13 protein-coding genes are annotated in these 23,695 nt (G+C 34.3%); all 13 read right to left on the bottom strand.

The window, feature by feature from the left end; all coding sequences use genetic code 11:
* Nucleotides 1–7: 7 nt before the first annotated feature.
* The gene (locus ACGK9U_RS04320) at nt 8–2,092 is read right to left on the bottom strand and encodes a beta-galactosidase (RefSeq protein WP_394465130.1); all 2,085 of its coding nucleotides are present in this window, start codon (nt 2,090–2,092) and stop codon (nt 8–10) included.
* Between the two features lie 61 nt (nt 2,093–2,153).
* A complete protein-coding gene (locus tag ACGK9U_RS04315; protein WP_394465129.1) occupies nt 2,154–3,674 on the bottom strand; it encodes a cellulase family glycosylhydrolase in 1,521 nt (506 codons plus the stop codon).
* A gap of 9 nt (nt 3,675–3,683) precedes the next feature.
* A complete protein-coding gene (locus tag ACGK9U_RS04310; RefSeq protein WP_394465128.1) occupies nt 3,684–5,924 on the bottom strand; it encodes a glycoside hydrolase family 3 C-terminal domain-containing protein in 2,241 nt (746 codons plus the stop codon).
* Between the two features lie 31 nt (nt 5,925–5,955).
* The gene (locus ACGK9U_RS04305; protein WP_394465127.1) at nt 5,956–8,829 is read right to left on the bottom strand and encodes a TIM-barrel domain-containing protein; all 2,874 of its coding nucleotides are present in this window, start codon (nt 8,827–8,829) and stop codon (nt 5,956–5,958) included.
* Between the two features lie 203 nt (nt 8,830–9,032).
* Entirely contained in the window at nt 9,033–10,892 is a 1,860-nt protein-coding gene (locus tag ACGK9U_RS04300; RefSeq protein ID WP_394465126.1) for a hypothetical protein, read from the bottom strand.
* 26 nt (nt 10,893–10,918) lie between these two features.
* Entirely contained in the window at nt 10,919–12,514 is a 1,596-nt protein-coding gene (locus ACGK9U_RS04295; RefSeq protein WP_394465125.1) for a RagB/SusD family nutrient uptake outer membrane protein, read from the bottom strand.
* A 12-nt stretch (nt 12,515–12,526) separates the two neighbouring features.
* A complete protein-coding gene (locus ACGK9U_RS04290) occupies nt 12,527–15,955 on the bottom strand; it encodes a SusC/RagA family TonB-linked outer membrane protein (RefSeq protein ID WP_394465124.1) in 3,429 nt (1,142 codons plus the stop codon).
* 185 nt (nt 15,956–16,140) lie between these two features.
* Nucleotides 16,141–17,310, bottom strand: coding sequence for a FecR family protein (locus ACGK9U_RS04285; RefSeq protein ID WP_394465123.1), 1,170 nt, complete (start codon nt 17,308–17,310; stop codon nt 16,141–16,143).
* 153 nt (nt 17,311–17,463) lie between these two features.
* Nucleotides 17,464–18,033 carry an RNA polymerase sigma factor gene (locus ACGK9U_RS04280; RefSeq protein WP_394465122.1) on the bottom strand — a complete coding sequence of 190 codons (570 nt, stop codon included), beginning with the start codon at nt 18,031–18,033 and terminating at the stop codon, nt 17,464–17,466.
* 109 nt (nt 18,034–18,142) lie between these two features.
* On the bottom strand, nt 18,143–19,186 hold the full coding sequence (locus ACGK9U_RS04275; protein WP_394465121.1) for a Gfo/Idh/MocA family oxidoreductase: 1,044 nt from the start codon (nt 19,184–19,186) through the stop codon (nt 18,143–18,145).
* A gap of 42 nt (nt 19,187–19,228) precedes the next feature.
* A complete protein-coding gene (locus ACGK9U_RS04270; protein ID WP_394465120.1) occupies nt 19,229–20,623 on the bottom strand; it encodes a Gfo/Idh/MocA family oxidoreductase in 1,395 nt (464 codons plus the stop codon).
* A gap of 41 nt (nt 20,624–20,664) precedes the next feature.
* Complete coding sequence (locus ACGK9U_RS04265) at nt 20,665–22,245, bottom strand: glycoside hydrolase 43 family protein (protein ID WP_394465119.1); 1,581 nt, start codon at nt 22,243–22,245, stop codon at nt 20,665–20,667.
* A 15-nt stretch (nt 22,246–22,260) separates the two neighbouring features.
* Complete coding sequence (locus ACGK9U_RS04260) at nt 22,261–23,640, bottom strand: glycoside hydrolase family 28 protein (RefSeq protein ID WP_394465118.1); 1,380 nt, start codon at nt 23,638–23,640, stop codon at nt 22,261–22,263.
* Nucleotides 23,641–23,695: the final 55 nt, after the last annotated feature.

The raw sequence follows: 23,695 nt of genomic DNA, 5'->3' as shown, positions 1-23,695 counted from the left end.
GTATTTTTTATTCAGTCCAAACAGTAACACCTCCAGAAGCTAAAGTTTTGGTTCCAATTAATATTTTGTGGTTATCAGGTATGTTTAATTGATATGCTTCTGAACTGTAATTTACAGCAACCCAAAAGCCATCGCGCCAGGTCACATAAACGCCTTCGGGATAATTTTCTGTATTAATATTAGCAGAAGCATAAACATTTTTAAGAATGTCTCTTTCTAATTTAGCATCGTCTGTATCTACGCCAATATAAGTAACAGTCCCTTTTCCTATTTTATGAGTTACAACAGCCGATTTTCCTGCATAAAATTGATTCGTATAAGTGGCTAAAACATGTTCTTGATTGTTAGCTTCTATTAAATCGGCCCAATTATTCCAATAATATTCTTTTGAATTACTTGAAATGGTTCCTTTCGATTGAGGTAATAATTGGTCGAAATATTCAATTTTGGCATCTATTAACGGATATATTTTTTCAGCATAAGCGGTAGGGAATAAGTGACCGTTTTTATCTTTAACGCCAGTTCTTAGCGTTAAAACTAAGTTACCACCTTGCTTTACGTAGTTTTCCCATCGTGAAATGTTTGCATCATCAACCATTTCAAAGGCAGGAATAATTACAATATTATAATTATTTAAATTGTCATCGTTTTTAATAATATCGGTAGGAGCGCCTAGAGATTTACAGGTTTCTAAATATTTCTGAAAAAACGATAATGTATTCCATTGCGATGTTTGCCCTTGACGACTTAAACTCCATAAGTTATCATGACTCCAAAGTAAGGCTGTTTTACGTTTCTTTAATTCTTCAGGTATTTTAGCAGCCGGATTATAGGCTTTTCGTAACAATGTCATTTCGTTAATAACTTGCTTATAATCTTTTCCTCCTTGCGATAAGCTAACGCCATCTAAAGTGGTTATGCCGCCATGGTATTGCTCTGCACTGTAATTTATTTGGCGATAACGGTATGAACATGCAAACGATAAATTACCACCAAAACAATGAAACAACCACATACGTAAAGCGCCTGGTTGTAATAATGGATTTATATTACCCCAGTTAACAAATCCTGGTTGAAGTTCCATAACGCCAGATATGGTTTTATCTGTTTTGAAATAACTAAGCGCAAACGATAATTCTTTGGGGGCGCCTAATCTAAAACCATTTTCGCCAATATTAGCCTGACCTTTATTTGGATAACTTGTAAAGGTATCGAAGTCAAGTTTTTTGGTTCTTGTTGGATCGGCACCATAAGTAGTTGCCGTGTAATTGGTAGTAATGTATTGGTTTTTAGAAACGATTGCTCGTAAAATATCTGCTTGAAAATCTAGAAATTCAGCTTGAGTGTCTGCCGTATAACGTTTAAAATCGAGTAGGGCATGCGGATTGGTTCCCCACCAACCAACATGATTGGCATTATGTATTTTAATTTGATTAAAATTAGAATACGTCTGACTCCAAAAGGCTGTACCCCAAGCTTCATTTAAAGCATGTATGGTTTTATACTTGTTTTCTAACCATTTTTGAAAGGCTTTTTGTGATGACGGACTATAATCTTCTTTTCCTTCAGGTTCGTTATCTAATTGCCAACCAATAACCGTCGGGTTATTGCCATAATGGGTTCCTAATTTTGTAATTATTTTTTTAGAATAATCCCGCCAAATCTCGTTGCTTAATGATTGTTGTGCTCTGGTACCATGTTCTGCCCGCAGGTAGTTAGATCCCATGGCATAAATTTCTGGATGTTTTATGCCTAGCCATACCGGAGAAATGGCCGTAGGCGTGCCTAAAATAACCTTTAGGTTATATTTTTTAGCCAGATTTATAACCTCGTCGAGCCATTTAAAATCGTAAACACCTTCTTGTGGTTCTAAATTAATCCAGGCAAATTCGGCAAGATGAATAAATTCAAAACCTAATTCAGAAATATTTTTTATATCACGTTCCCATTCACTTTTATTCCAATGTTCTGGATAATAGTAAATTCCAATAGACATTAAATTTTCTTTCGGAAAAAATTTAGCAGCCTCTTGGGCTTGAAACTTTAAAGTTAATATGAAAAATAAAAGTGAATTAAGAAGTAGATTTTTCATTTTAATGAATTTAAAAAAACAACAAAGGCCCTTTTTTAGAACCTTTGTTGTATTATAAAAATTAGTTTAATCCTTCTAATAAGACATTTAAAACTTTAGTATCAAAAACGGTATTGTTGTTTCTGTTAAAAATACCAAAGCCGTTGTTTATTGTGCTGCCTTCGTCCCAATAGAAGGGTAGAAGACCATTTGTTTTAGCTTCTTTTACAACCGTTTTTACGTAATAAGCTCGAGAATCTAAATGTAATTGTAAATCTGCGCCTGTTAAGGTTGTACGTCTAATAGCCCCAAACTCACCTAGAATTACAGGAATATTTTTGTCTACAAACTGTTCTTTCATTAATTTGAAATACGATTTTAAAGCAGCTTCTTCACCCCATGATGCATTTCTTTCGGTATTTGTAGTCGAGTGGTAACCAGCACCCCAGTAATAGGCCATTTTACCCCAGCTTTCGTCTTGTGTTAATCCTGCAAACTGCCAAGGCGTGTAATAGTGTACTTCTACCATTAAACGGTTTGCTGCAGTATCTGTTGGTAAAGTAGTCATTAAATTATTAGTTAACTCGATATCTGTTTTAGGTCCTTGAACAACTAAGGTACGGTAAGCATTTTTACCACCAGTAGCTCTTACAGCATCAATAAAAGTTTGATGAAAAGAATTTAATATCGCCATTTGAGTAGCATTGCTAGCATCGGGTTCGTTGGCACTTGCAAATAGTAAATGCTCGTCGAAATCTTTTAAATGTAAAGCAATTTGTTCCCAAAAGGCCTTTTGTTTGGCGTTTATTGCCACTTTATTAGATTCTTCAATGTTATTTTCTAACCAACCACCATCCCAGTGGATATTTAATAAAACATACATATCGTTATCTACACAATATTGTACAACCTCTTTAACTCGGTTTAACCAACTTTCTTTAATTTTAGCATTAGCTGCATCTTCAAGGTGCTGATCCCAAGAACATGGAATTCTTACAGCATTAAAACCGTTGGCTTTTACAGCATCAATTAAAGCTTTGCTAACCATAGGATTGCCCCATCCGGTTTCACTTCCAGAGGCTTCTAAACTATTACCAATATTCCATCCTAATTTTATTTTTGCAGCAATTTCACTCGCAGTACTAGTCATGCCAGTTGGATCGGCAGGTAAAGTCTCTGTAATATAGTCTGGATAAATACCATTAGTTGAAGTAATACCTGCTTGTGTAACTGTAATTTTTACAGGAGTTATTTTATTAGCATTTATTGTGATAGTGGCATTTCGAGCTTGAATACTTTGGTTTTTTTGAACACTAACAGATACTGTTGAAGTTCCTGAAACACCAGATGTCTGGCTTAACGTTATCCATGGTGTTCCCGAGGCACTAATTACCCAAGAGTCTACATTTGTTGTAACAGTAATATTAGAACTGCTATCGTCACTTGAAAAATCTAGTGATGTTACATTTGTTGTTAACGATTTTACTTCTGGTTCTATAACTTCTTTTTCGTCTGGAGATCCATCGCTAGAACATGACCATGTCGCCATTAAAACGAATAGAAAACATAATGAACTAAGTATTATATGTTTTAAAATTTTCATTTTTAAATTTTAGTTGATGTTGATTTTTGTTTCTGCTTTTATACCACGAGAAGAGTTTCCTATTTTTATTTTGTATGACCCAGATTCAACAAGCCATTCTTTTTTAACTTCGTTGTAATAAGCCAGCTCTTTTGCAGGTAATGTTATGGTTACATGTTTTGTTTCGCCACTTTTAACAGATATTTTTTGAAAGCCTTTAAGTTCTTGTGCCGCTTTTTCTACATAAGATTCCTCATCACTAATGTATAATTGTGCCACTTCTTTTCCGTCGGTAGTACCTGTATTTTTTAAATCGAAAGACACTTTAATCATATCATCTTTATCGTAAGCTGTTTTATCTGTTTTTAAATTTGAAAATTCAAAAGTTGTATAAGATAAACCATAACCAAACGGATATAAAGGCTCAATCTTTTTGGTGTCAAACCAACGGTAACCTACTAAAATACCTTCTGTGTAAGACACTGTTTCGTCGCCAGGGAAGCTATTTGTTGCATGTGCTGGCGAATCTTCAATTTTCTTAGGCATGGTCCATGGTAATTTCCCTGAAGGATTTACGTTGCCTAAAATAACATCGGCCAAGGCATTTCCGCCTTCAGAGCCGTTAAACCAACTCCAAATTAATGAACTTGATTTTTTACTGATATCTTCAATATCGAATGGTGCTCCAGCAATAAATACAACGATGGTATTCGGGTTAACTTCTAAAACTTTTTTAATTAATTCTTCTTGTCCGAATGGTAAATCTAAACTACCTCTGTCTGAAGCTTCTGTTTCGTAATCTCTGTTAGAACCAGCAAAAATGATAGCCACATCAGAATTTTTTGCAGCTTTGATAGCCTCATCGAGTAGCGCAGGTTCAAGCGTATTTATAGTAGCTGGACCACTTAAAGTAATATCGCCTAATTTAGCTTTTTCATTGTTAGAGTAGCGTTCCAAATACCCCTCGGCATAATTAATTTCTATGGATTTTGGTAATCTGTTCTGTAAACCTTCTAAAGGCGTTACTTCTCTTTTTGTTTTAACACCCGCTCCAAATCCGCCTAAAGCATTTTTTTTCATGGCATTATTACCAATAACAGCAATGCTTTTAATAATATCTGTTTTTAATGGTAATAAGTTTTTAGCGTTTTTAAGTAAAACAACCGATTCGGCAGCAATTTTATAAGCATCTTCAAAATGGTCTTCTGTATTAATACTTCCTTTAGCACGGCCTTTGTCGTCTATACTTTTTAAAGTAAACATCATACGTAACACACGTTTAACATGAATATCTACATCGCTTTCGGCAATTTCGCCAGATTTTACTTTTTCAATTAAACTATCGGCATAAAAGAATTCGTTGAAAGGTTTTGGAGTTCCCATTTCAACATCTAAACCATTTTCTATAGATTTTTTAGTATCGTGAACAGCAGCCCAGTCTGATATAACAATACCTTCAAAACCCCATTCTTTTCTTAAAATTTCGTTAAGCATGTATCCGTTTTCACATAAATACTCTCCTCTAAATTTGTTGTAAGCACCCATAAAACTATAAGCATGTGCTTCTTTTACAGCCGCTTCAAAAGCAGGTAAATAAATTTCACGTAAAGCACGTTCCTCTATTTGAACATCTACATAATCTCGGTGTGTTTCTTGGTTGTTAGCAGCAAAGTGTTTTACACAAACAGCCACATCATTTTCTTGTACTCCCACGATAAAAGGCACCGACATTTTCTTGTTAAGAAAAGGATCTTCAGTGAAATATTCATAGGTTCTTCCGCCCAGCGGTGTTCTAATAATGTTTATTGCAGGCGATAATAACACATCTTTATCTCTGGCAATGGCTTCTTCACCCACACTAGTTCCAAATAAATAAGCTAATTCGGTATTCCAGGTAGCCGCTAAACCGCCACCAGCAGGATAGTAGGTGGCAAAATCGTTATCCCAACCAGCGGCTGCCCAAGAATCTCTAGATATTTCTTCTCGAACTCCTAAAGGACCATCGGCCATTGTTAATTCTGGAATTCCTAAACGTTCAACCGCTTTTGTAGCAAACATGCTGTTTCCATGCAGTACACCTGACTTTTCCTCTAATGTCATTTGTGACACTAGGCTGTCAATTTTAGCATCAAATGCTTTTGAAATTGGGGTACCTTTATACTCTACAGTCATAGTTTCATTAGAAATTTGAACTGTTTGATTGGAGTCTTTACAAGAAGCAGCTAATAAAGAAGCAGCTATCATGGATGTGTATATACTCTTAATTTTCATTTTTATTGGTTTTTAAAAATAGTATGGTTGGTTATTTTAAATGGATGGTTTGTTTTTTACCATCGTATGTTATGGTTTTTCCTTTAGCGTCGAAATCGAATGCTTTTAGATTTTCTTTACTTACGGTAACAATTTCAAAGGTTCTGTTTTGAAGCATGCCTTCATATGCACCTTGTCTTTCATTAATAGTTAAAGTTTTTGAAGCTTCGTTATAACTAAAAGTAATGTTTGAATATTTACCTTTTTCGTAGTTGTAATTACCAGATTCGTCTTCGTATAACGTGAAACTACCATCTTTTCCTTGATAAACATAAATGGTAATGTTATCTGCAGGTTTTTCATCGGTATATTGAATTTCAGGTCCCACAGGAATTATAGCACCTTCTGGAATGAATAACGGTATCTCTTGATAAGGCGCATCTACGGTTAAGGTTTGGCCACCTTCTATAAACGCTCCTGAATAAAAATTGTACCAGTTAGATGTTTTTGGAAAGTAAACCTCACGATTGCGGGCCTCATAATTATAAACCGGATTAACCATAATTGAAGGTCCGAACATAAATTGATCGCTAATGTTTTCGACCGTTTTATCTTCTGAAAAATCCATAACCAACGGACGCATAATGGTGTAATCATCAAAATATGTTTTACCAGCTAAGGTATAAATGTATGGCATTAAGCGGTAACGTAAATTGGTATAATATAAGATAGATTCGTAGGCCGGATGCCCTTTTGGAGCAATGTTCCAAACCTCACGAAACGGAAACTGTCCATGCGATCTGTAAAGAGGTGCAAAGGCCCCAAATTGATGCCAACGCGTGTTTAATTCTCTCCATTCTTTATAATCGGCATTTTCTTTTTTGGTTTTGTCGTATGCTAACTGAGCAGCCACATAACGATCTTCTACACAAAAACCACCAATATCCATTGTCCAGTATGGAATACCACTAATAGCGAAGTTTAATCCAGCCGAAATTTGCGCTTTCATATCTTCCCAACGGGTGGCAATATCGCCACTCCAGGTTGCTGTAGAATAACGTTGTAAACCTGCAAATCCAGAACGTGTTAATAAAAACACACGTTTGTTTGGCGCTACGTTTCTTTGTCCTTTATAAATAGCTTCCGCATTCATTAAGGCATAGGTGTTAAAAAATTCTGTAGCCGATCCTAAGGCTGTTGGTCCTTGTAAAGATTTACGGTAGTCCATGTCTGTACAGTCTAAAACGTTAGGTTCGCTGGCATCCATCCACCAGGCATCCACACCAATAGGGTATAAGTTTTCATAAATTTGTTTCCAGAACAATTTACGTGCATCGGCAGAATAAGCATCGTAAAACGACCCCACATAACCAGGTCCAACCCAATCACGAATACTGTCTTTTATAGCTTGTTGATACATCCAGCCTTTTTCGTCGAATTCTTTAAAATGCTCGGTTGTTCTATAAAATTTAGGCCATACAGAAATCATCATTTTGGCATTCATAGCATGTATAGAATCTACCATACCTTTAGGATCTGGAAAACGGTCGGCATCAAATTCATGACTTCCCCAGGCATCTTCTTCCCAGTAATTCCAATCTAAAACAATATTATCTATTGGTATTTGGCGCTCTCTAAATTCTTTTAAAGTACTAACAATTTCATCTTGTGTTTTGTAGCGTTCACGACTTTGCCAGTAGCCCATAGCCCATTTAGGCATGATTTGAGATTTTCCTGTTAATGTGCGATAGCCTTTAATTATTTCGTCCATAGATTTACCATGAACAAAGTAGTAGTCAAGGTTTTTATTCATTTCGCTCCACCAAACCTGGTTTCCTTTTTCTTCGGCAAGTTGTGGAGTTTTTACACGTAAACCACAGTAAGATGCACCACCATTTGGTTTCCATTCTATACGTATTGGTACGCGTTTTTCAGCTTCAAGATTCATTGAGAATTTGTAGCTGTTTGGGTTCCATGCTGTTCTCCATCGCTCTGGCACCATTAATTCGTTGTTTACATAAACTTTAATGTAACCAGCATAATATAAAATAAACTTGTATACGCCACTTTCGTTTGCTTCAATATCACCCTCATATAACACATCGGCATTTTTTAGAGGGAAATTTTCAGGAAGATTTTTAATGCTTTTTACATCTTCAAAAAATATAGAAGGTTCTTGTCTAATTAATGCAGTGTTTCCTATTTCTGGGGCGTTATAAGTACCAGTAAAACTTCCTGCTTGACCTTCTTTGTTATAAATTTTGAAAACTTCATTTAATTGTTGATACGGACGACTGTCACCAAAACGGCTTAAGGCATAACTATCCCATAACAGTCCGTAGTTTTTATTTGATATTATAAAAGGAATTGAAACTTTGGTGTTGTACTGAAAAAGTTCTTCACTTTTGTTTTTATAATTATATTCATCTGATTGATGTTGTCCTAAGCCATAAAAAGCTTCATCTTCAGGAGATTCGAAAATTTGTCGTACGGTATATCCATTGGTATTATCAACTTCAATAGCATTAAATGTTTTGCCACCACCTTTTGCCTCGGTAAGAATACGTTTTCCTTCATGGTCTTTAAATGTAATGCCTCCATCGATAGAAGAAACCATTACATTTAATGTTTTTGTGGAAAGTGTAATTGTATCTCCGTTTTGCGAAACATTAAAAGGGTGAGGAGCTAAATCTGGAAGTATAATTAAACTCGAGTCTTTTATAAATTCTTGTTCTGGAGTTGCAGATACATGGATAATTTCGTCGCCTAAAACCTGCAAGCGTAATTTATTTAAATCTGTGTTTTTTGTTTGCTTTATGGTAACAATAATACCATCATTGGTTTGTTGATATGATTTTTTATTTGATGAACAAGAAGCTAGTAGCAAACCTGTAAATAAGCTTAGATAAATAGTGTTTATTTTCATTGGAATTGGTGTTTCTTCTTCCTTTAGTTTATGTTGAAAAAATGGATAGCAAAGACTTTTTAAATAATAAGAGATATTATTTAATTAGAATTTATATGATAGATTTTAAGTAAAAATATATAACGAAATTCTGTATTAAGGAACTTGTTATTAAAATAAAAACCACTGTATTAGCTTTGTAATACAGTGGTTTAATATTTAGTTTACTTAATAACTATTTTATCAATAGTTGCAGTAACAGCAGTAAGATCTGTAATATCTGCTGCTAATCCTGTTATGTCAATAACAAATACAATAACACCATCAACATCAACGCCAGGCGCATAAGTTACCGTGTAAGTACCGTTACCATTAACAGTAACATTAGCACCATTTCCGTTTGGAGTCCAATCTGAATCGGCATAATAAATAGAAGCATTATATGACCCAGCAGCTCCTGAATTTAAAGTAATACCACCAAGAGTGAAAGTTACTTCAACAGATTCGCTAAACACCAGACTATTTTTGTTTAACCCAGGGTTTGTAGCTGTTGAGCCAAAATCGTTATACAATTCTAAGCGTAATTTACCATTTCCTTCTAGGTCTCCGAAAGCTAATTTAGAATTATCAAAAGCTACTACTGTATCTGTATTGGTGTTTCCTCCAGATGTATTATTATCAAGTACAAAATGGAATACCATGTATTCGTTTTTACCTGTTTCATCACGTTTTCCAAACCAAATATCGGTTACAATACCAGCTTTCTTCGCTGTTTTAACAATTCTCCATTGATTTTGAGATGTTGTTGAAACTGTAGCCCAAGAGCTTCCTATTGGGAATGAAGGCGTGATGCCAGAAAAAGTAATGATGTTTTTACCATCTGTTGAAGTTGAATAGCTGCCAGCTGCTTCAATACCATTGCTGTCTATAGTGGTAACAGTACCATTATTAGAAAATGATATTTTATTTTTTATAACGTTATTTTTATCAGAAACTTTATAACCAGGCCAACCTGCAGCTTCATAATCTTCGGCTGTTTGCCATCCATTTAATAAGTTTCCTTCTAAATCGGTCCAATCAAAAGGGCTATCTGCACTTAAATGCCATGTTTTGGTGGTAGATGTAGTAACAGAAAGTAAGTCATCAACGGTTCCTCCGTTCAAATCAATTTGCGGATTTGGTTCAGGTAAATCTTCAGGCACCCAATTATCACTGTATTCTTTGGAAATAAAATTGAATATAACTAGTTCTTGTTTAGAGTTATGAAATGCTGCCAATTGCATGGCGTCTTCGGTTAGCGTTAAAATTCTGTAATTAGACCAATCATCAACATCATTATCACCCCAAGAGTTTTGTAAAATAGCGGCATTTGTTAATGTTAATGTATGTGCATTAGCATCTAAAAAATAGGTGCCATTTTCTGTGCCTCTATTAGTTGTAAAGGCATGGTTTACTGTTACAAACGGGCCGCCTTCTAAACTAAAAGTCATAGAGCCATAATCGCCAGCATCACCAATCCATGTAGCAGAAGCCCATTCTGGTTCCCAAATCCAGCATAGGTCGGTATTGTCACTTAAACATTGTTTTTGCCATCCTAATTCATTTCCGGAAAACGACATTGGGCCACCAAAGTATTTTGATTGTCCTTCGGCATTTAAATCTAGATACCATGTTTTAGATTTACCAACGCCACCTGAAAGTGCTGTCCATAAAGGGTCATCAACATAGCTTAAATTATCATCTGTTACCGTAATTGTTACGGGGTCTAACTCTACCAGTCCGCCAGCGGTAACGGCTGTGATTTTGATGGTATAATCACCTTTAAAAGCGTATTTTACAGTTTCAACTGCTTTATTAGATTTGCCAGTAACATAATCCCAAGTTAGCGTAACACCTTTGGTTTGGTTTGTCATTATTACGGTATTTCCTCCCGGGTCTACTGTGAAATCTTGGGTGATATCGAATTTAATATCAGATTTGTCAGGTGTATTTCCTAATGAGTAGGATTCGGGTTGGCACGATATTGCCAAAAAGCCCACCGCACACAGTATAAATGTTGCGATTAATATTTTTACTTTTTTCATTTTTAAAAATTTAGTTTAGTTAAAAATTACCAACCAGTGTTTTGCTTTAAAACGCCATTAGATAACGTAATTTGTGTGTTTGGAATTTGTTGCAACCCTTTGGTTGTTTTAATATTATTTTCAGAAATGGTTTTGGTTTCTGCAACACCGCCGCTTAAAAGTGTGGTGGTTTCCGCAATGGTTGATGCTGCCGTATCAATGCCTTGGCGTAAAAGATCGTAATATCTGATGCCTTCAAGAGCAAATTCTAAACGACGTTCTTCTAAAATGTTTGCTTGTGAAACTGGTTTAGCGACAAAATTGGTTTTGTATGCGCGTTGTCTTACTTCATCAAAATAATCTTGTGCGTTGGCACTTCCTAATTCTGCTGCCATAAGTAACACATCAGAGTATCTTAACACCACGTAATCTTGATATTGGTTAATTTGAAAATCGTTTACACCATATTGATTTACTGATGATACGGTATTTCCTTCAGCATCTAGCATAGACATTGGCGTGTACTTTTTATTATAATACCCAGTATATTCTCTTTGATTATCAATTTTATCAAACGGGATGTCTTCATCATCAACAGAAATGATGGTTGTCGATTGTCTGGTATCATTAGCGCCATAAGCATCCCATAGCTTAGAGTTAACAGTAACGCCCCAACCATTTCCGTAAGGCAAATATGAATATTCTCTCATTCCGAATAGTACTAACCAATGGTTGCCGTCGGTGTTTCCATTATAATCGCTCGTGTAGGTGTATTTAATAGAGAAAACGACTTCTTTATTATCTTCACCAGCAAAATCAATATCTGAAAAGGCAGAAGCAACCGGCCATAATGAAGCAAAATCATCTACAAGACCATGACTGCTAGATGCAATAACATCTTCTAAATGTGCTAAAACTTGTGCCTTGGTTACTACACCAGCTAAATCGGATTTACCATAATACCCAGTATAATATAAATATACGCGACCAAGTAATGATTTTGCAGCCCATTTTGTAACACGACCACTAGCAACATTATTGTAGGCTACATTAGGTAAGTTATCTGATGCAAATTGTAAATCTTGAGCAATAACAGCATAAACATCTTCTGGTGCTGCTTGTGGAATATTTTCTGTAGAAGGCTCGGTTAATAACGGAATATTTCCCCATAATCGAACCATTTCAAAATAGAGATACCCTCTAATAAATCTGGCTTCAGATTCGTAGGCGTTTCTTAAGGCATCATCGCCATTCCATTCAATTTGATCCATTTTTTGTATCAATACATTACAGCGATAAATGGCTTTGTAATAGGCTACCCAGTTATCATTAAAAATATCAACAAAACTTGGTGCACGTGAAATATCAAATTCATCTAAAGCTGCGAAGTTATAGGCATCGGCATTTCCGGTTCCTCCAAAGCAGTTGTCCGAAAAAACTTCTGTTACTACTGGAAGTCCAGCACCAGAAGCACCGGTTGCTACCTGTAAGCCATCATAACACCCTACTAAAGCTGTTAAAGCATCTTTTGGGGTTTTATAAAAGTTTGTATCTGTTAATTCTGTATAAGGTTCTGTATCTAAGCTGCATGAACTTAAAAATAATGAACCTAACAACATGATGTATATATATGTATTTTTCATTTTCAGTATTTTTTAAAGTTTAACATTTAATCCCATCATAAGTGTACGTGGTCTAGGATAGTAGCCTACATCTACACCAGATGATGTGCCACCAGTACCAAAACCAACCTCAGGATCCATACCGTCATACTTAGTGAACGTGTATAGGTTTAAAGCTGAAAAATAAACTCTTAACTGTTTAGCAAAAATTGGTGTTTTGCTAAGTTTTGCTAAATCTAAACCAAGGGTAAGGTTGTTTATTCTTAAGAAATCGCCATCTTGAATGTATAAATCTGAGAATCCTGCAAAATTTCTACCATCTTCGGTTACTCTAGGTACTGTGTTTGAAGAGCCTTCACCCGTCCAACGATTAAGAATTGCAGATGTGTAATTGTCAAAAGCACCCGGGTTTCTATACGATTGTACTAATTGATTGCCTGCTACGCCATTTGCAGAGATTGAAAAATCGAAGGCTTTATAATTTCCGGAAATTGAAAATCCATACGTGAAATCAGGGTTTGGATCGCCAATCATTTTTTTATCGGCATCACTTATTCTTCCATCTTTACTGATGTCTTTATAAATAATGTCGCCAGGTGCTGCATTAGGCTGAATACCATAGTCATTTATTTGTTGTTGTGTTTGGAAAACGCCATCGGTTTCGTAACCCCAGAAATACCATAACGGAAAACCGTCTTGTGCTCTATAAAATTCTGGTGCATTATCGTAAAGTTGGTTTGTTGCGCCATGAATAATGCCATCGGCAGTTGGTATTTTTCCAACTTCATTTTGGTTGTATGCACCATTGGCTGCAATGTTGTAATTAAAATCACCTATGTTATTTCTGTAGTTTAACGCCAATTCAACACCTGAATTTATAACATTTCCGCCATTAATAAAAGGAGCATCGGCACCAGCTGTTGCTAATATGGGTGCTACAATTAACCAATCTTTATTTGTTTTTCTATACCAATCAAAATTAATATCAAGGGTGTTGTTTAATACACGGGCATCAAAACCTATGTTAATTTGCTCTGATGTTTCCCATTTTAAATCTGGATTAGATAATCTGTTTGGATAAGCTCCTGGTGTTAATACGCCTTCTTCATTACCAAAAATGTAATTGGTTGTAGAAGTTCTTATGGGTGCTAAAAATTGAAATGCACCTATGTTTTGATTTCCAACTTGCCCCCAACTGGCTCTAAATTTTAAAAAGTTGAATGTGTTAGAATCACTTAAAAAATCTTCTTTAGACATTATCCAACCTGCAGAAATTGATGGGAAATAGCCCCATTGATTATCTGGGTGAAAATTGGAAGAACCATCGGCTCTAAACGTAGCGTTTATTAAATATTTTTCGTTGAAGTTATAATTTAATCTGCCGAAATAAGACATTCTCTTGTTTTCAGATTTTCCGCCACCAACGCCCATTAAAGGAGCGCCTTGGCTATTGGTTGTATTGTTTAACCATGCATATTTTAAGCCTCCTAAAATATTGTTAGCATTGTTACCATTTAAGTAAGTGCCATCAAAATTAATGGAAGAACTACCTACCATGGTTTCAAAATGATGATTTTCAGCCACATCAAATTTATAAGTCAACAAATTATCCCAAGTTAACGATTTGCCCTTGTTCATGCTTTGACTAGTATTATCTATAGTTCTAAATGAATAAATAGATAATCCTTCATAAATAGGATTGAAAGAATGTCCTTCGCCAGCGTAATAATCTAATCCTAAGGTTGTTTTGAGGGTTAGATTTTTAATAGGTTCAATTTCCAAATATATATTGCCTAATAGTTTTTGGTTATTGCTTTCATTTTGGTTGTTGTAAACCATTTCGGCATAGGGGTTGGCTCTACCAGTTAACCATTGTTCACTATTAGGTACTGTACTGTAATAATTGCCTTCGCTATCGTACATTGGCAATAATGGATTAACTGTAAAAGCACTTCTAAGCGAGTTGTTGTATTGATTACCAACACCAATACCGTTGTTGTTTATGTAAGCAAAACTTAAATTTTCTCCAAAAGTCACCACATCTTTGTATAATTTATGTTCTGAATTAAATCTGAAATTATAACGCTCATAATTTGATAAGTCTTTACCACCAACAATACCTTCTTGTCCAAAATAAGATAAAGAGGAAGAATATACTGAGTTTTCTGATCCGCCTGTGATACCTAAAGAAATATTTTTTGTAGCAGCATTATCTACAAACATTTCGTCCATCCAGTTAACACCAGTTCCTAAAGCGGCAATTTCGGTATTAGTAAATAATGGATTTTGACCAGAATTCACTCTTGCTTCGTTTACCATAACGGCATACTCATTAGCATCTAATAAATCTACTTTTCTAGCAACAGATTGAAGTCCGTAAAATTGATCAAAAGTAATTTGTGCAGCTTGACCTCTTTTACCTTTTTTAGTGGTAACCAAAACGACACCATTTGATGCTTGAGAACCGTAAATAGCAGCAGAAGCCGCATCTTTTAAGATGGAAATAGATTCAATGTCAGCGTTGTTTAAGTATGAAATATCACCTGTTAAAATACCATCTACAACATATAATGGGTTGCTACCCGATGTAGAGCCTACGCCTCTAATAACGACGTTTAAACTTTCTCCAGGTTGACCAGAGGTTGAGGTTATTTGAACACCTGGTGTTTGCCCTTGCAATGCTTGAATAGCGTTTGCGGTATTTCTGTTGGTTAAATCGTCACCACTTACCTGTACACTTGCACCTGTAACTAAGGCTTTCTTTTGTGTGCCATAACCAACAACAACAATTTCTTCTAGTGAAGCTCTGTCTTCATTTAATGCTATGCTTAAATTGGTTTGTCCGTTTACAGGAATTTCTTTTGTGGTAAAACCAACGAACGAAACAACTAAAACAGCATTTTTATTAAAAACATTTATTGAAAAATTGCCATCAAAATCAGATTGTGTACCGTTTGTGGTGCCTTTTTCTATAATGTTGGCGCCAAGTAATGGTTGACCGAATTCATCTGAAATAGTTCCTTTTACGCTCCAAGTCTGTATCGTTTTAATGCTATTTACATCAAGGTTTATTGATTCTTTGGGAATATTTGTTATTTCTTTTTTTAATAGAAATATTTGTTTGTCGTAAACCCTGTATGTGGTGTCGGTGTTAAGAAAAATGTCATCTAGAACCGTATTTATAAATTCTTTATTTGCATTAACCGATATGTTTCGTTTTAGGTTAACGTCTTTAATTTTGTAAACAAACCTAAATTCGGTCGTGCTTTCAATTTTATCAATTAGTTCGCCAACAGTAACATTATTTAAGGTTAAAGAGATTTTTACTTTTTGGGAATACGAATTGTTAGCCTGTAAAGTAAAAAATGTTACAAATATCATTAATGCACTTAGCTTCATCTTTAAATCAAATTTTAATAATGGACGATGATGGCTTCTTTTCTTGTTAAGAAGTTTTTTCATACTTTTGAAGTGTTAATTGTGGTTATTAGTTTAATTTTAATCACGTCTTAAATTGAATCGGGAAATGTGTCACCATTTTCCGATTTTTTTTTGCTCTAAAATGTCGTGAAGGAGCGTAAGATGTGTTTAGTTTAGTTTTCGGTGTTTTTTTTAGTTCATCTATCTCATAGGCGAAAATATTTAGTTTAGTTGATTAGTATTTTATTATTGTTTATTGTGTAATTTATGTTGTAAGTAATTTTAAAATACTCAAGTATTTTTTCAATGGGTTCATTTCTAAAACTTGCATTAAATTTCTCGTTTGCCAAAACAATGTTGTTGTTAGTAATATCAACATTGTAATGTCTTTCCATTTTTTTAAGAATGTTTTCAAAAGTGATATTTCTAAACACCAACTCACCATCTATCCAAGAAGTATAAATGCTTGTTATTACTGGGTTTGTAGTAATGTTGTTTGTGTTGTTTTTATTGTAAGTACCTTTAAAACCAGGTTTTAATAACGCGTTGTTATTTGAGTCTTTTGTAGTATATAAATTTACAGAGCCTTCCACTAAAACAACATCGGTTTCAATATCTTCTGGATAACTAGAAATGTTAAATTGAGTTCCAAGCACTTGTACATTTAAAACATCAGAATTTACAATAAAAGGATGTTTTGCATCTTTTGAGACGTTAAAAAAGGCTTCTCCTTTTAAAAATACCTGTCGGTTTTCTCCTTTTAAAAATTTTACTGGGTATTTTAAAGAGGTACCTGCATTTAAATGTACATGGGTACCATCTGATAATAAAATTTCAAAACGTTTTCCGTAAGGAACAGTTAAAGTATTATAAACCAAAGTTTCTTCAAAAGCATCATTACTATAAGCTATTTGTGTGCCACTTTGTGTTCCAATGACATTTCCTTTAGCATCTAAAACTTGTGATGTGCCATCTTCGTTTATAACTTTAATAGTGCCATTTTCTAATTGAAGGGTAATTTGTTCGTTTGGAACACTAAAAGATTCGTTTTTACTAAAATATCCGTTTTGGTACATATAGCCACCTAATCCTAAAAAAACAATGATGATGGAAGCATATTTAAAAACTTTAAGCAATTTTAAAGTTTTTACCTTTTTATTGTTTTTATTTAATTTGTTTTCAAGCTTCGCATAAACTTTTTCGGTTTCAATTTGTTCGTATATAGCTAGCTTATCTTGAATATTCTTTTTATCGGTAATTTTATTGTAAAGAGCTAAATTATCTTCATGACTCAACCAGTTGTCTAGAATTTCTTTTTCTTCACTAGAGATGATTTTCGCAATAGATTTATAAATTAATTGCGCTATTTGATAATTTGATGGGGTTTTTGGTGTCATTTATGATATGATAATATTGTCTTATTGTAATTATTAATTGCTAAAAAACCAGTACACTTTTTATTAATTAAATAAAATGAGTGTTAAAGAATTATTAATATGACTGTTAAAGCTGATTTTTGGGTGGAAAAAAAAGTAAAAAAAATAAAAATTTTATAAAGACACTAAGAAGATTTGGTAGAACGGATAGTCTTTTAAGTATGTTTTTAGAAGTTCGATAGCTCTGGCACGTTGTGATTTTACTGTGTTTACGCTTATTTGAAGATCTTCTGCAATATCTTTATATTTTATGCCATCTAAACAGGACAGTTCAAATACTTTTCTGCATTTTTTTGGTAATGTTTCTAAGGCTTGGTATAAAATATTATGGGTTTCTTCTTCTATAATGTATTGTTCTTTTAAAGACAAGGCGCCATGTTTTTTTACATCTAGGCGCACAAATTTTTTATCTTTTTTAAGATGGTCTATAGAGGCATTTCTAACCATGCTATATAAATAAGCCTTCAAATTCTCAACTTTGTCCAATTTATTACGCTTTTGCCAAAGCTTAACCAGAGTGTCTTCAACAATTTCTTCGGCGATATATTGGTCTTCTACATAATGCAGGGAAAAAGCATAAAGTCTTTTGTAGTAAGTATCGAAAATAATTTTAAAAGCATTTTTATCTCCCTGTTTTAGGAGAGAAAAGAAAGATTCAGGATTATTCGTTTCATTATTATCCAAGGTGGCTTATTACTTATCTAACCGCAAAGTAGTAAAAATTAAATTATTTTAATTGGTTGTTAATTATTCGGTTTGAATAAAAAAGTATTTTATAATTAGAGGGATTTATTTATAAAGTAACTATTTTTCTTTCTGAATTGCTTTTTAATGCAGCTTCAATCACTCTAATAACCAGCATGCCATCTTCTGCGGTTACGGGAACTGGTTTATTATGCTTAATGGCTTCATATATGCCATCATAGTAAGCCATGTAGTCACCTTTTAAAGAAGGAATGTGTTCTTTTATTATTTGTCCGTTTTTTTCGGTGTGCAATAATCCTTTTTCGGTAGCTGGTTCCGTTCCCCAATTTGGCATATTAGGCTTTTTGCCAGCTTGTAATTCTTTTTCTTGAACATCAGCTTTGGTTTTTATAAACGAACCTTTAGTGCCATGTAAAATGTTTCCAGGTAATGGTTCACGAACATAGTAACTCGATTTAAGAATAACGCGGTGGGAAGGATAAAATAATTTTACATCAAAATAATCTCCAACTTTAGAATTTGGTCTGTACGAATCTAAATCGGCACTCAATGCTTTAGGTAAACCAAATAATTGTAATGCTTGATCTATTAAATGCGAACCCAAATCGTACAAGCTTCCTACGGCAGCAGTTGGCGTTTCTTTATGTGTTTTATAGCTTAAAACAGGGTCGAAACGATCGTAATGAAATTCAGCTTCTACGATGTCCCCCAATAAACCTTCATTTAAAACGTTTTGAACCGTTCTAAAATCACTATCGTAACGTCTGTTATGATAAACCGACATGATAACCTTTTTTTCTTTTGCTAATTGAATTAACTCTTCAGCTTCTGCAACTGTGGCTGTAAAAGGTTTTTCTATAACCAAATGCTTACCAGCGTTTATGACTTTTTTTGAAAAATCGAAGTGTGTCACATTAGGAGTGTTCACTACAACGAGTTCAATATTATCATCAGCTAACATATCATCTAATGAACGAAATGTTTTTATTGATGGATAATGCTTTTGTGCTTCATTTTTTGTTCTTTCAAAAACTCCGGATAAATTAAATTTGGGGTTTACAGAAATAAAAGGCGCATGAAACACATGACCGCTCATACCATACGAACATAGTGCTGTGTTTATTGGTTGCATATAAGTTGTTTTTTTTGAATTCTGATAAAAATACGAATAATTTTAAGTTCTATTAGCTGAAGGTTTAATATCAGTGAGGCTAGCTATTTTAATGGGTGTTCCAGATTCAATGCTTTTTCTGGCGGCAATGCCTATTATGGCAGACATTACACCGTCTCTACTGCCGGCAGCTCTTTCGTAAGGATCTTTTTCATTTTGCGTTTTGAATATTTTGTCATGCAAACGTTTATCGCCACCACCATGACCACCCCTTTCAAATGGCACTAATACGGTATTGTAATCTTTCCATAATTTGTGAACAATTATAGTTTCAGCTTCGGCTTCTTCCATAGCGTTTTGTTCCATTTCTTTGGCATGCATTTCGGCTTGGGTAACATCGGTTTTTTTGTTATACGGAATATCTAAAGATGCTTCAATTCTTCCTTCGGTACCATTAAAAGCAATACGCCAACCTTCAAAAGGAGAGTAAGTAGTTAAAGAGTAATTTACAGTTACATTGTTGGCATATTTTATTTGTGCCGACATTTTATCATAAATATCAATTTCTTCTCTAAACAAACAATTATCTCTAATATAGTCATCATGTTTTTCATTAGCTGCATACAAATCCATCATACGTTTGTCCTTTGTAATATCCCAAAAGTAATCGCAATTGGTTTTGTGTTTGCAGGTTCTGCAATTAGTACCTCTAAAAGGACCGTTGGCACCATAATGTTCTAAACTGCCGTATGCAAAAACTTCTTCGGGGTCGGAATCTAACCACCAATTTAAAAGATCGAAATGGTGTGTCGATTTATGCACCCAAAGTGAGCCACCCTTATCTTTCAAACCATGCCATCTTCTAAAATACGATGCGCCGTGGTAGGTGTTTAAATACCAGTTAAAATCGATAGATGTTATTTTTCCAATGGTATTATTGGCAAGTAATTCTTTGATTTTTGTACTGTACGGACTCCATCTATAATTAAATCCAACGATGAGGTTTTTACCCGATTGTCTTTCTGCGTTTATTATGGCTTGTGCTTTGGTTTCATCGGTTGTTAAAGGTTTTTCTGTAAGTACATCAAAACCGGATTCCAGTCCTTTAATAATAAATTCATGATGGGTAGAATCAACAGTGGTTACTATTATTAAATCTGGTTTTGTTTTTTTTAACATAGCATCAAAATCAACAAAAGTTACGCAATTGGTGCCAATAAATTTTTTGGCAAATTCTAAGCGTCCGGGGTTTATATCGCAAAGCCCAACGAATTCTAAAATATCTGAATATTCATCAACCAATCGTTTTCCCCAAAAACTGGTGCCCCGAATTCCTGTTCCAACAAGTGCTATTCTAAGCTTTTTTGAAGTTCCAAAATTAAAAGATGAAATAGGGAAAGCGCTATAGGCTGCAAGCATACTAATGGATGCTAAAAAATTTCTTCTTGAATTTTCCATGTTTATTTGTGGTGTTTAGTTGGTGATTATTTATATGTTTTTTATTCTATTCTAAACCAATCGAAATCTGCATAACCTTTACTTTCCATAATATTAGGGTTTAATGAAAACAATCCTACTTTGGCCCCTATCCAAACACCCTCTTGAGCCTTATATTTTCGTCCTATAAGTTCAAATTTGTCATCATCCAGACTGTAGCTAAATTGATATGTACCAGAATCAAAAACTTCCACTTTCAAATAGCAGGTATTTGTATCTAAAGATAGTAAATCTATTTGTTTTGTAAGATCTTCACATTTATGTTTTGTTCCTTCGTAAACAGTTATTTTATTTCCGTTAGAAGTTTTTATAACTGCGATATATGCCCATTCAGATCCCATTACTACTAATCCGCTTCTGTCACCAATTAAATCACCATGAAAATCAATTTTTGTTTTTGATGTAAAAGATGGCGATGAAAATTTTTGAAGCAATAAATTAGGAACAAACCAGAGGTTTCCATTTTGAGTGAAGTTCTTCTCATTAAATAATCTTAAACGGCCTTCATTTTTTACAAGCGAAGACCAACGTTCTTTTGGGTTGGCATGCCATTGCCACTGCAAACCTAGATTCTGATTGTTAAATTCATCACTGGTTTGGGGTATTTCAATAGGGTAGGTTTTGCCAATATTAGGCTTTTTATATTCACTAACAGGTTCGCCAATGCCATCATTATTACTGTCAATTCCCATTATAGGCCAACCGTCTTTCCATGTAACAGGTTGTAAATGGACAATCCTTCCGAAAGGATTTTTACTTTGAAAATGCATGAACCACCATTCGCCAGATTTTAATGCAACCAAACCACCTTGATGTGGGCCATTAATATCAGTATTCCCTTGGTGCAATACGATTTTATCTTCATAAGGGCCATAAATGTTTTTTGATCGCAATACTGCTTGCCAACCTGAAGGAACACTGCCGGCAGGAGCAAGAATATAATAGTAACCGTCTTTTTTTAGGAATTTTGGACCTTCAATAATAGGTTGTTTTTCAACATCGTTAAAAATTAATGTGCCATTATCAAGTATTTGTTTACCATCTTTGCTCATTTTATGAAGATATAATTCGTTGGCACAAACTTTTCCTCTTACCAAATAAGCATTTCCATCGTCATCCCAAAGCGGACAAGGATCTTCCCAACGTTCAACGTTTTCAATAATAGTCAAATCCCATTTTTCTGCGGGATTTTTAGTGGAAGCCATAAAAAGACCGTCTTCGGGTGTACAGAAATACACAAAGAATGTGCCTTTATGATAACGAATTGACGGTGCCCAAGAACCTTCACCATGGGCAGGTTTGTCATATTTTTCAAAAGGTAATTTATTGTAAACATGATTAATAAGTTTCCAATTTACCAAATCTTTAGAATGAAGTACTGGAATGCCTGGCATAGCATTAAAACTAGAGGCTACCATATAAAAGTCGTCTCCAACTCTAATAACATCTGGGTCGGAATAGTCGGCATAAAGTATGGGGTTTTTATAGGTGCCATTTCCTAAATCGGGTGTCCATATTTGTGCCGTATTTTTAATGCTTAGTAAGGCAAAGAACGAAATAACTATATGCTTTATGTTTATCATAATATCTTGCTTTGGTTATTCTTCAATGATGTTTTTCACGTTCACCTGTACTAACCAAGTTCTTATATCTCTTTCTTTTGTTGAGATGTTGCAGTTTTTAAAAACAACATCATCTGTATGTCTTATAAAAAAACCATAAGCATTTGTGTTTCCAAATTTACTGCCTTCTGGGTATGTGCCATCATATTCCATAACTGTTTGGTCTTTAGAATTTATTCCACCTTTTAATTTGAAATCAATATTTTCAAAAGTTATATTTTGAATATGATGCCCATCTATTCCAGTGATAATTGAAGGGTATTGCTGTGTGAAATTATCTCCTGTAATATTTTTAAAGGAGATATTGGAAATGCTCCCTATTCGTGGATTTCTGTTAGGAACAGTTCTTTTTCTGTCTGCTAAAAGAATGAAAATGGCTTGTCCGCAATTATCAATATTTGAATCTCTAATGTTAATGTTGTCGATTACAGCGCCATCCATAGATTCGATGGCGATAGCAGAATTTTGATAGGCATTTTTCAATGTTAATTCTGAAACATTAAAATTCATAAAGCTTCCTAGGCCATCTGTACCTAACTTAAAACAGTTTCCAGCGTTTACATTTAACTTATCAATGATACAGCGTTTTACAACAATATTTTTACATCCAAATTCGCTGCCACTTTTAAAACAGATACCGTCGTCTTCAGATTGAATAAAGCTATCTTCAATTAAAACATTATGGCAATCTACAATATCGATACCATCTCTGTTTGGAGTTAAGTTGCCTGTATTAACTTTGATGTTTTTAATAGTGATGTTTTCAGATTCAATATAAACCTGAGTCCAGCAAGCCGGTTTAATGAGTTCTATGTTTGAAATAGTTATGTTTTTAGATCCTACAAAAGCTAAAATAGAAGGGCGGTCTTTTTCGGTTCCTAATTCTTTTACGTGCATCCAAGGTTTATAGTCGCCTTGGCCGTTAATAGTTCCGCCTCCGGTTATAGTTACATTTTCAACTTTATTGCCATAGATTAATCTTCTTTGGCAATCTTGTAGCATTCGGTTTGGGTGTTTAGTTTCTATGAGATGATGTGGATAATCTTTTTCATCATCAGATTTTATTCCTAAAAGGGTGGCTGTAGAATCAATATGTAAGGTCAAATTGCTTACGAGTATAATTTGTCCTGTTAAGAAATTTCCGTTTTCAATTAAAACAGTGCCACCTGTTTTTTTGCAGGCTTCAATTGCTTTTTGAATTGCTTTTTGGTCGTTAGTAATGCCATCACCTTTAGCTCCAAAATCATAAACATTATAAATTGGATTTTCTACTTTAGAAGTACAGCTTTGCGATAGAATTACTAATAATACGATTAAAAAACACTTATGCAGATTGATGATTTTATTTTTTTTCATACAATATTAATGTTCTTAAATATAATGAATCTTTCAATTCTAAAAATTAATAAAA

The organism is Mariniflexile sp. HNIBRBA6329, from assembly GCF_043558645.1.
Taxonomy (GTDB): domain Bacteria; phylum Bacteroidota; class Bacteroidia; order Flavobacteriales; family Flavobacteriaceae; genus Mariniflexile.
This window is presented reverse-complemented; position numbering and strand designations above follow the sequence as displayed.

Coding starts and splice junctions, on each gene's coding strand:
- ACGK9U_RS04320 (WP_394465130.1), bottom strand. CDS start 2,092: ATGAAAAATCTACTTCTTAATTCACTTTTATTTTTCATATTAACTTTA.
- ACGK9U_RS04315 (WP_394465129.1), bottom strand. CDS start 3,674: ATGAAAATTTTAAAACATATAATACTTAGTTCATTATGTTTTCTATTC.
- ACGK9U_RS04310 (WP_394465128.1), bottom strand. CDS start 5,924: ATGAAAATTAAGAGTATATACACATCCATGATAGCTGCTTCTTTATTA.
- ACGK9U_RS04305 (WP_394465127.1), bottom strand. CDS start 8,829: ATGAAAATAAACACTATTTATCTAAGCTTATTTACAGGTTTGCTACTA.
- ACGK9U_RS04300 (WP_394465126.1), bottom strand. CDS start 10,892: ATGAAAAAAGTAAAAATATTAATCGCAACATTTATACTGTGTGCGGTG.
- ACGK9U_RS04295 (WP_394465125.1), bottom strand. CDS start 12,514: ATGAAAAATACATATATATACATCATGTTGTTAGGTTCATTATTTTTA.
- ACGK9U_RS04290 (WP_394465124.1), bottom strand. CDS start 15,955: ATGAAAAAACTTCTTAACAAGAAAAGAAGCCATCATCGTCCATTATTA.
- ACGK9U_RS04285 (WP_394465123.1), bottom strand. CDS start 17,310: ATGACACCAAAAACCCCATCAAATTATCAAATAGCGCAATTAATTTAT.
- ACGK9U_RS04275 (WP_394465121.1), bottom strand. CDS start 19,186: ATGCAACCAATAAACACAGCACTATGTTCGTATGGTATGAGCGGTCAT.
- ACGK9U_RS04270 (WP_394465120.1), bottom strand. CDS start 20,623: ATGGAAAATTCAAGAAGAAATTTTTTAGCATCCATTAGTATGCTTGCA.
- ACGK9U_RS04265 (WP_394465119.1), bottom strand. CDS start 22,245: ATGATAAACATAAAGCATATAGTTATTTCGTTCTTTGCCTTACTAAGC.
- ACGK9U_RS04260 (WP_394465118.1), bottom strand. CDS start 23,640: ATGAAAAAAAATAAAATCATCAATCTGCATAAGTGTTTTTTAATCGTA.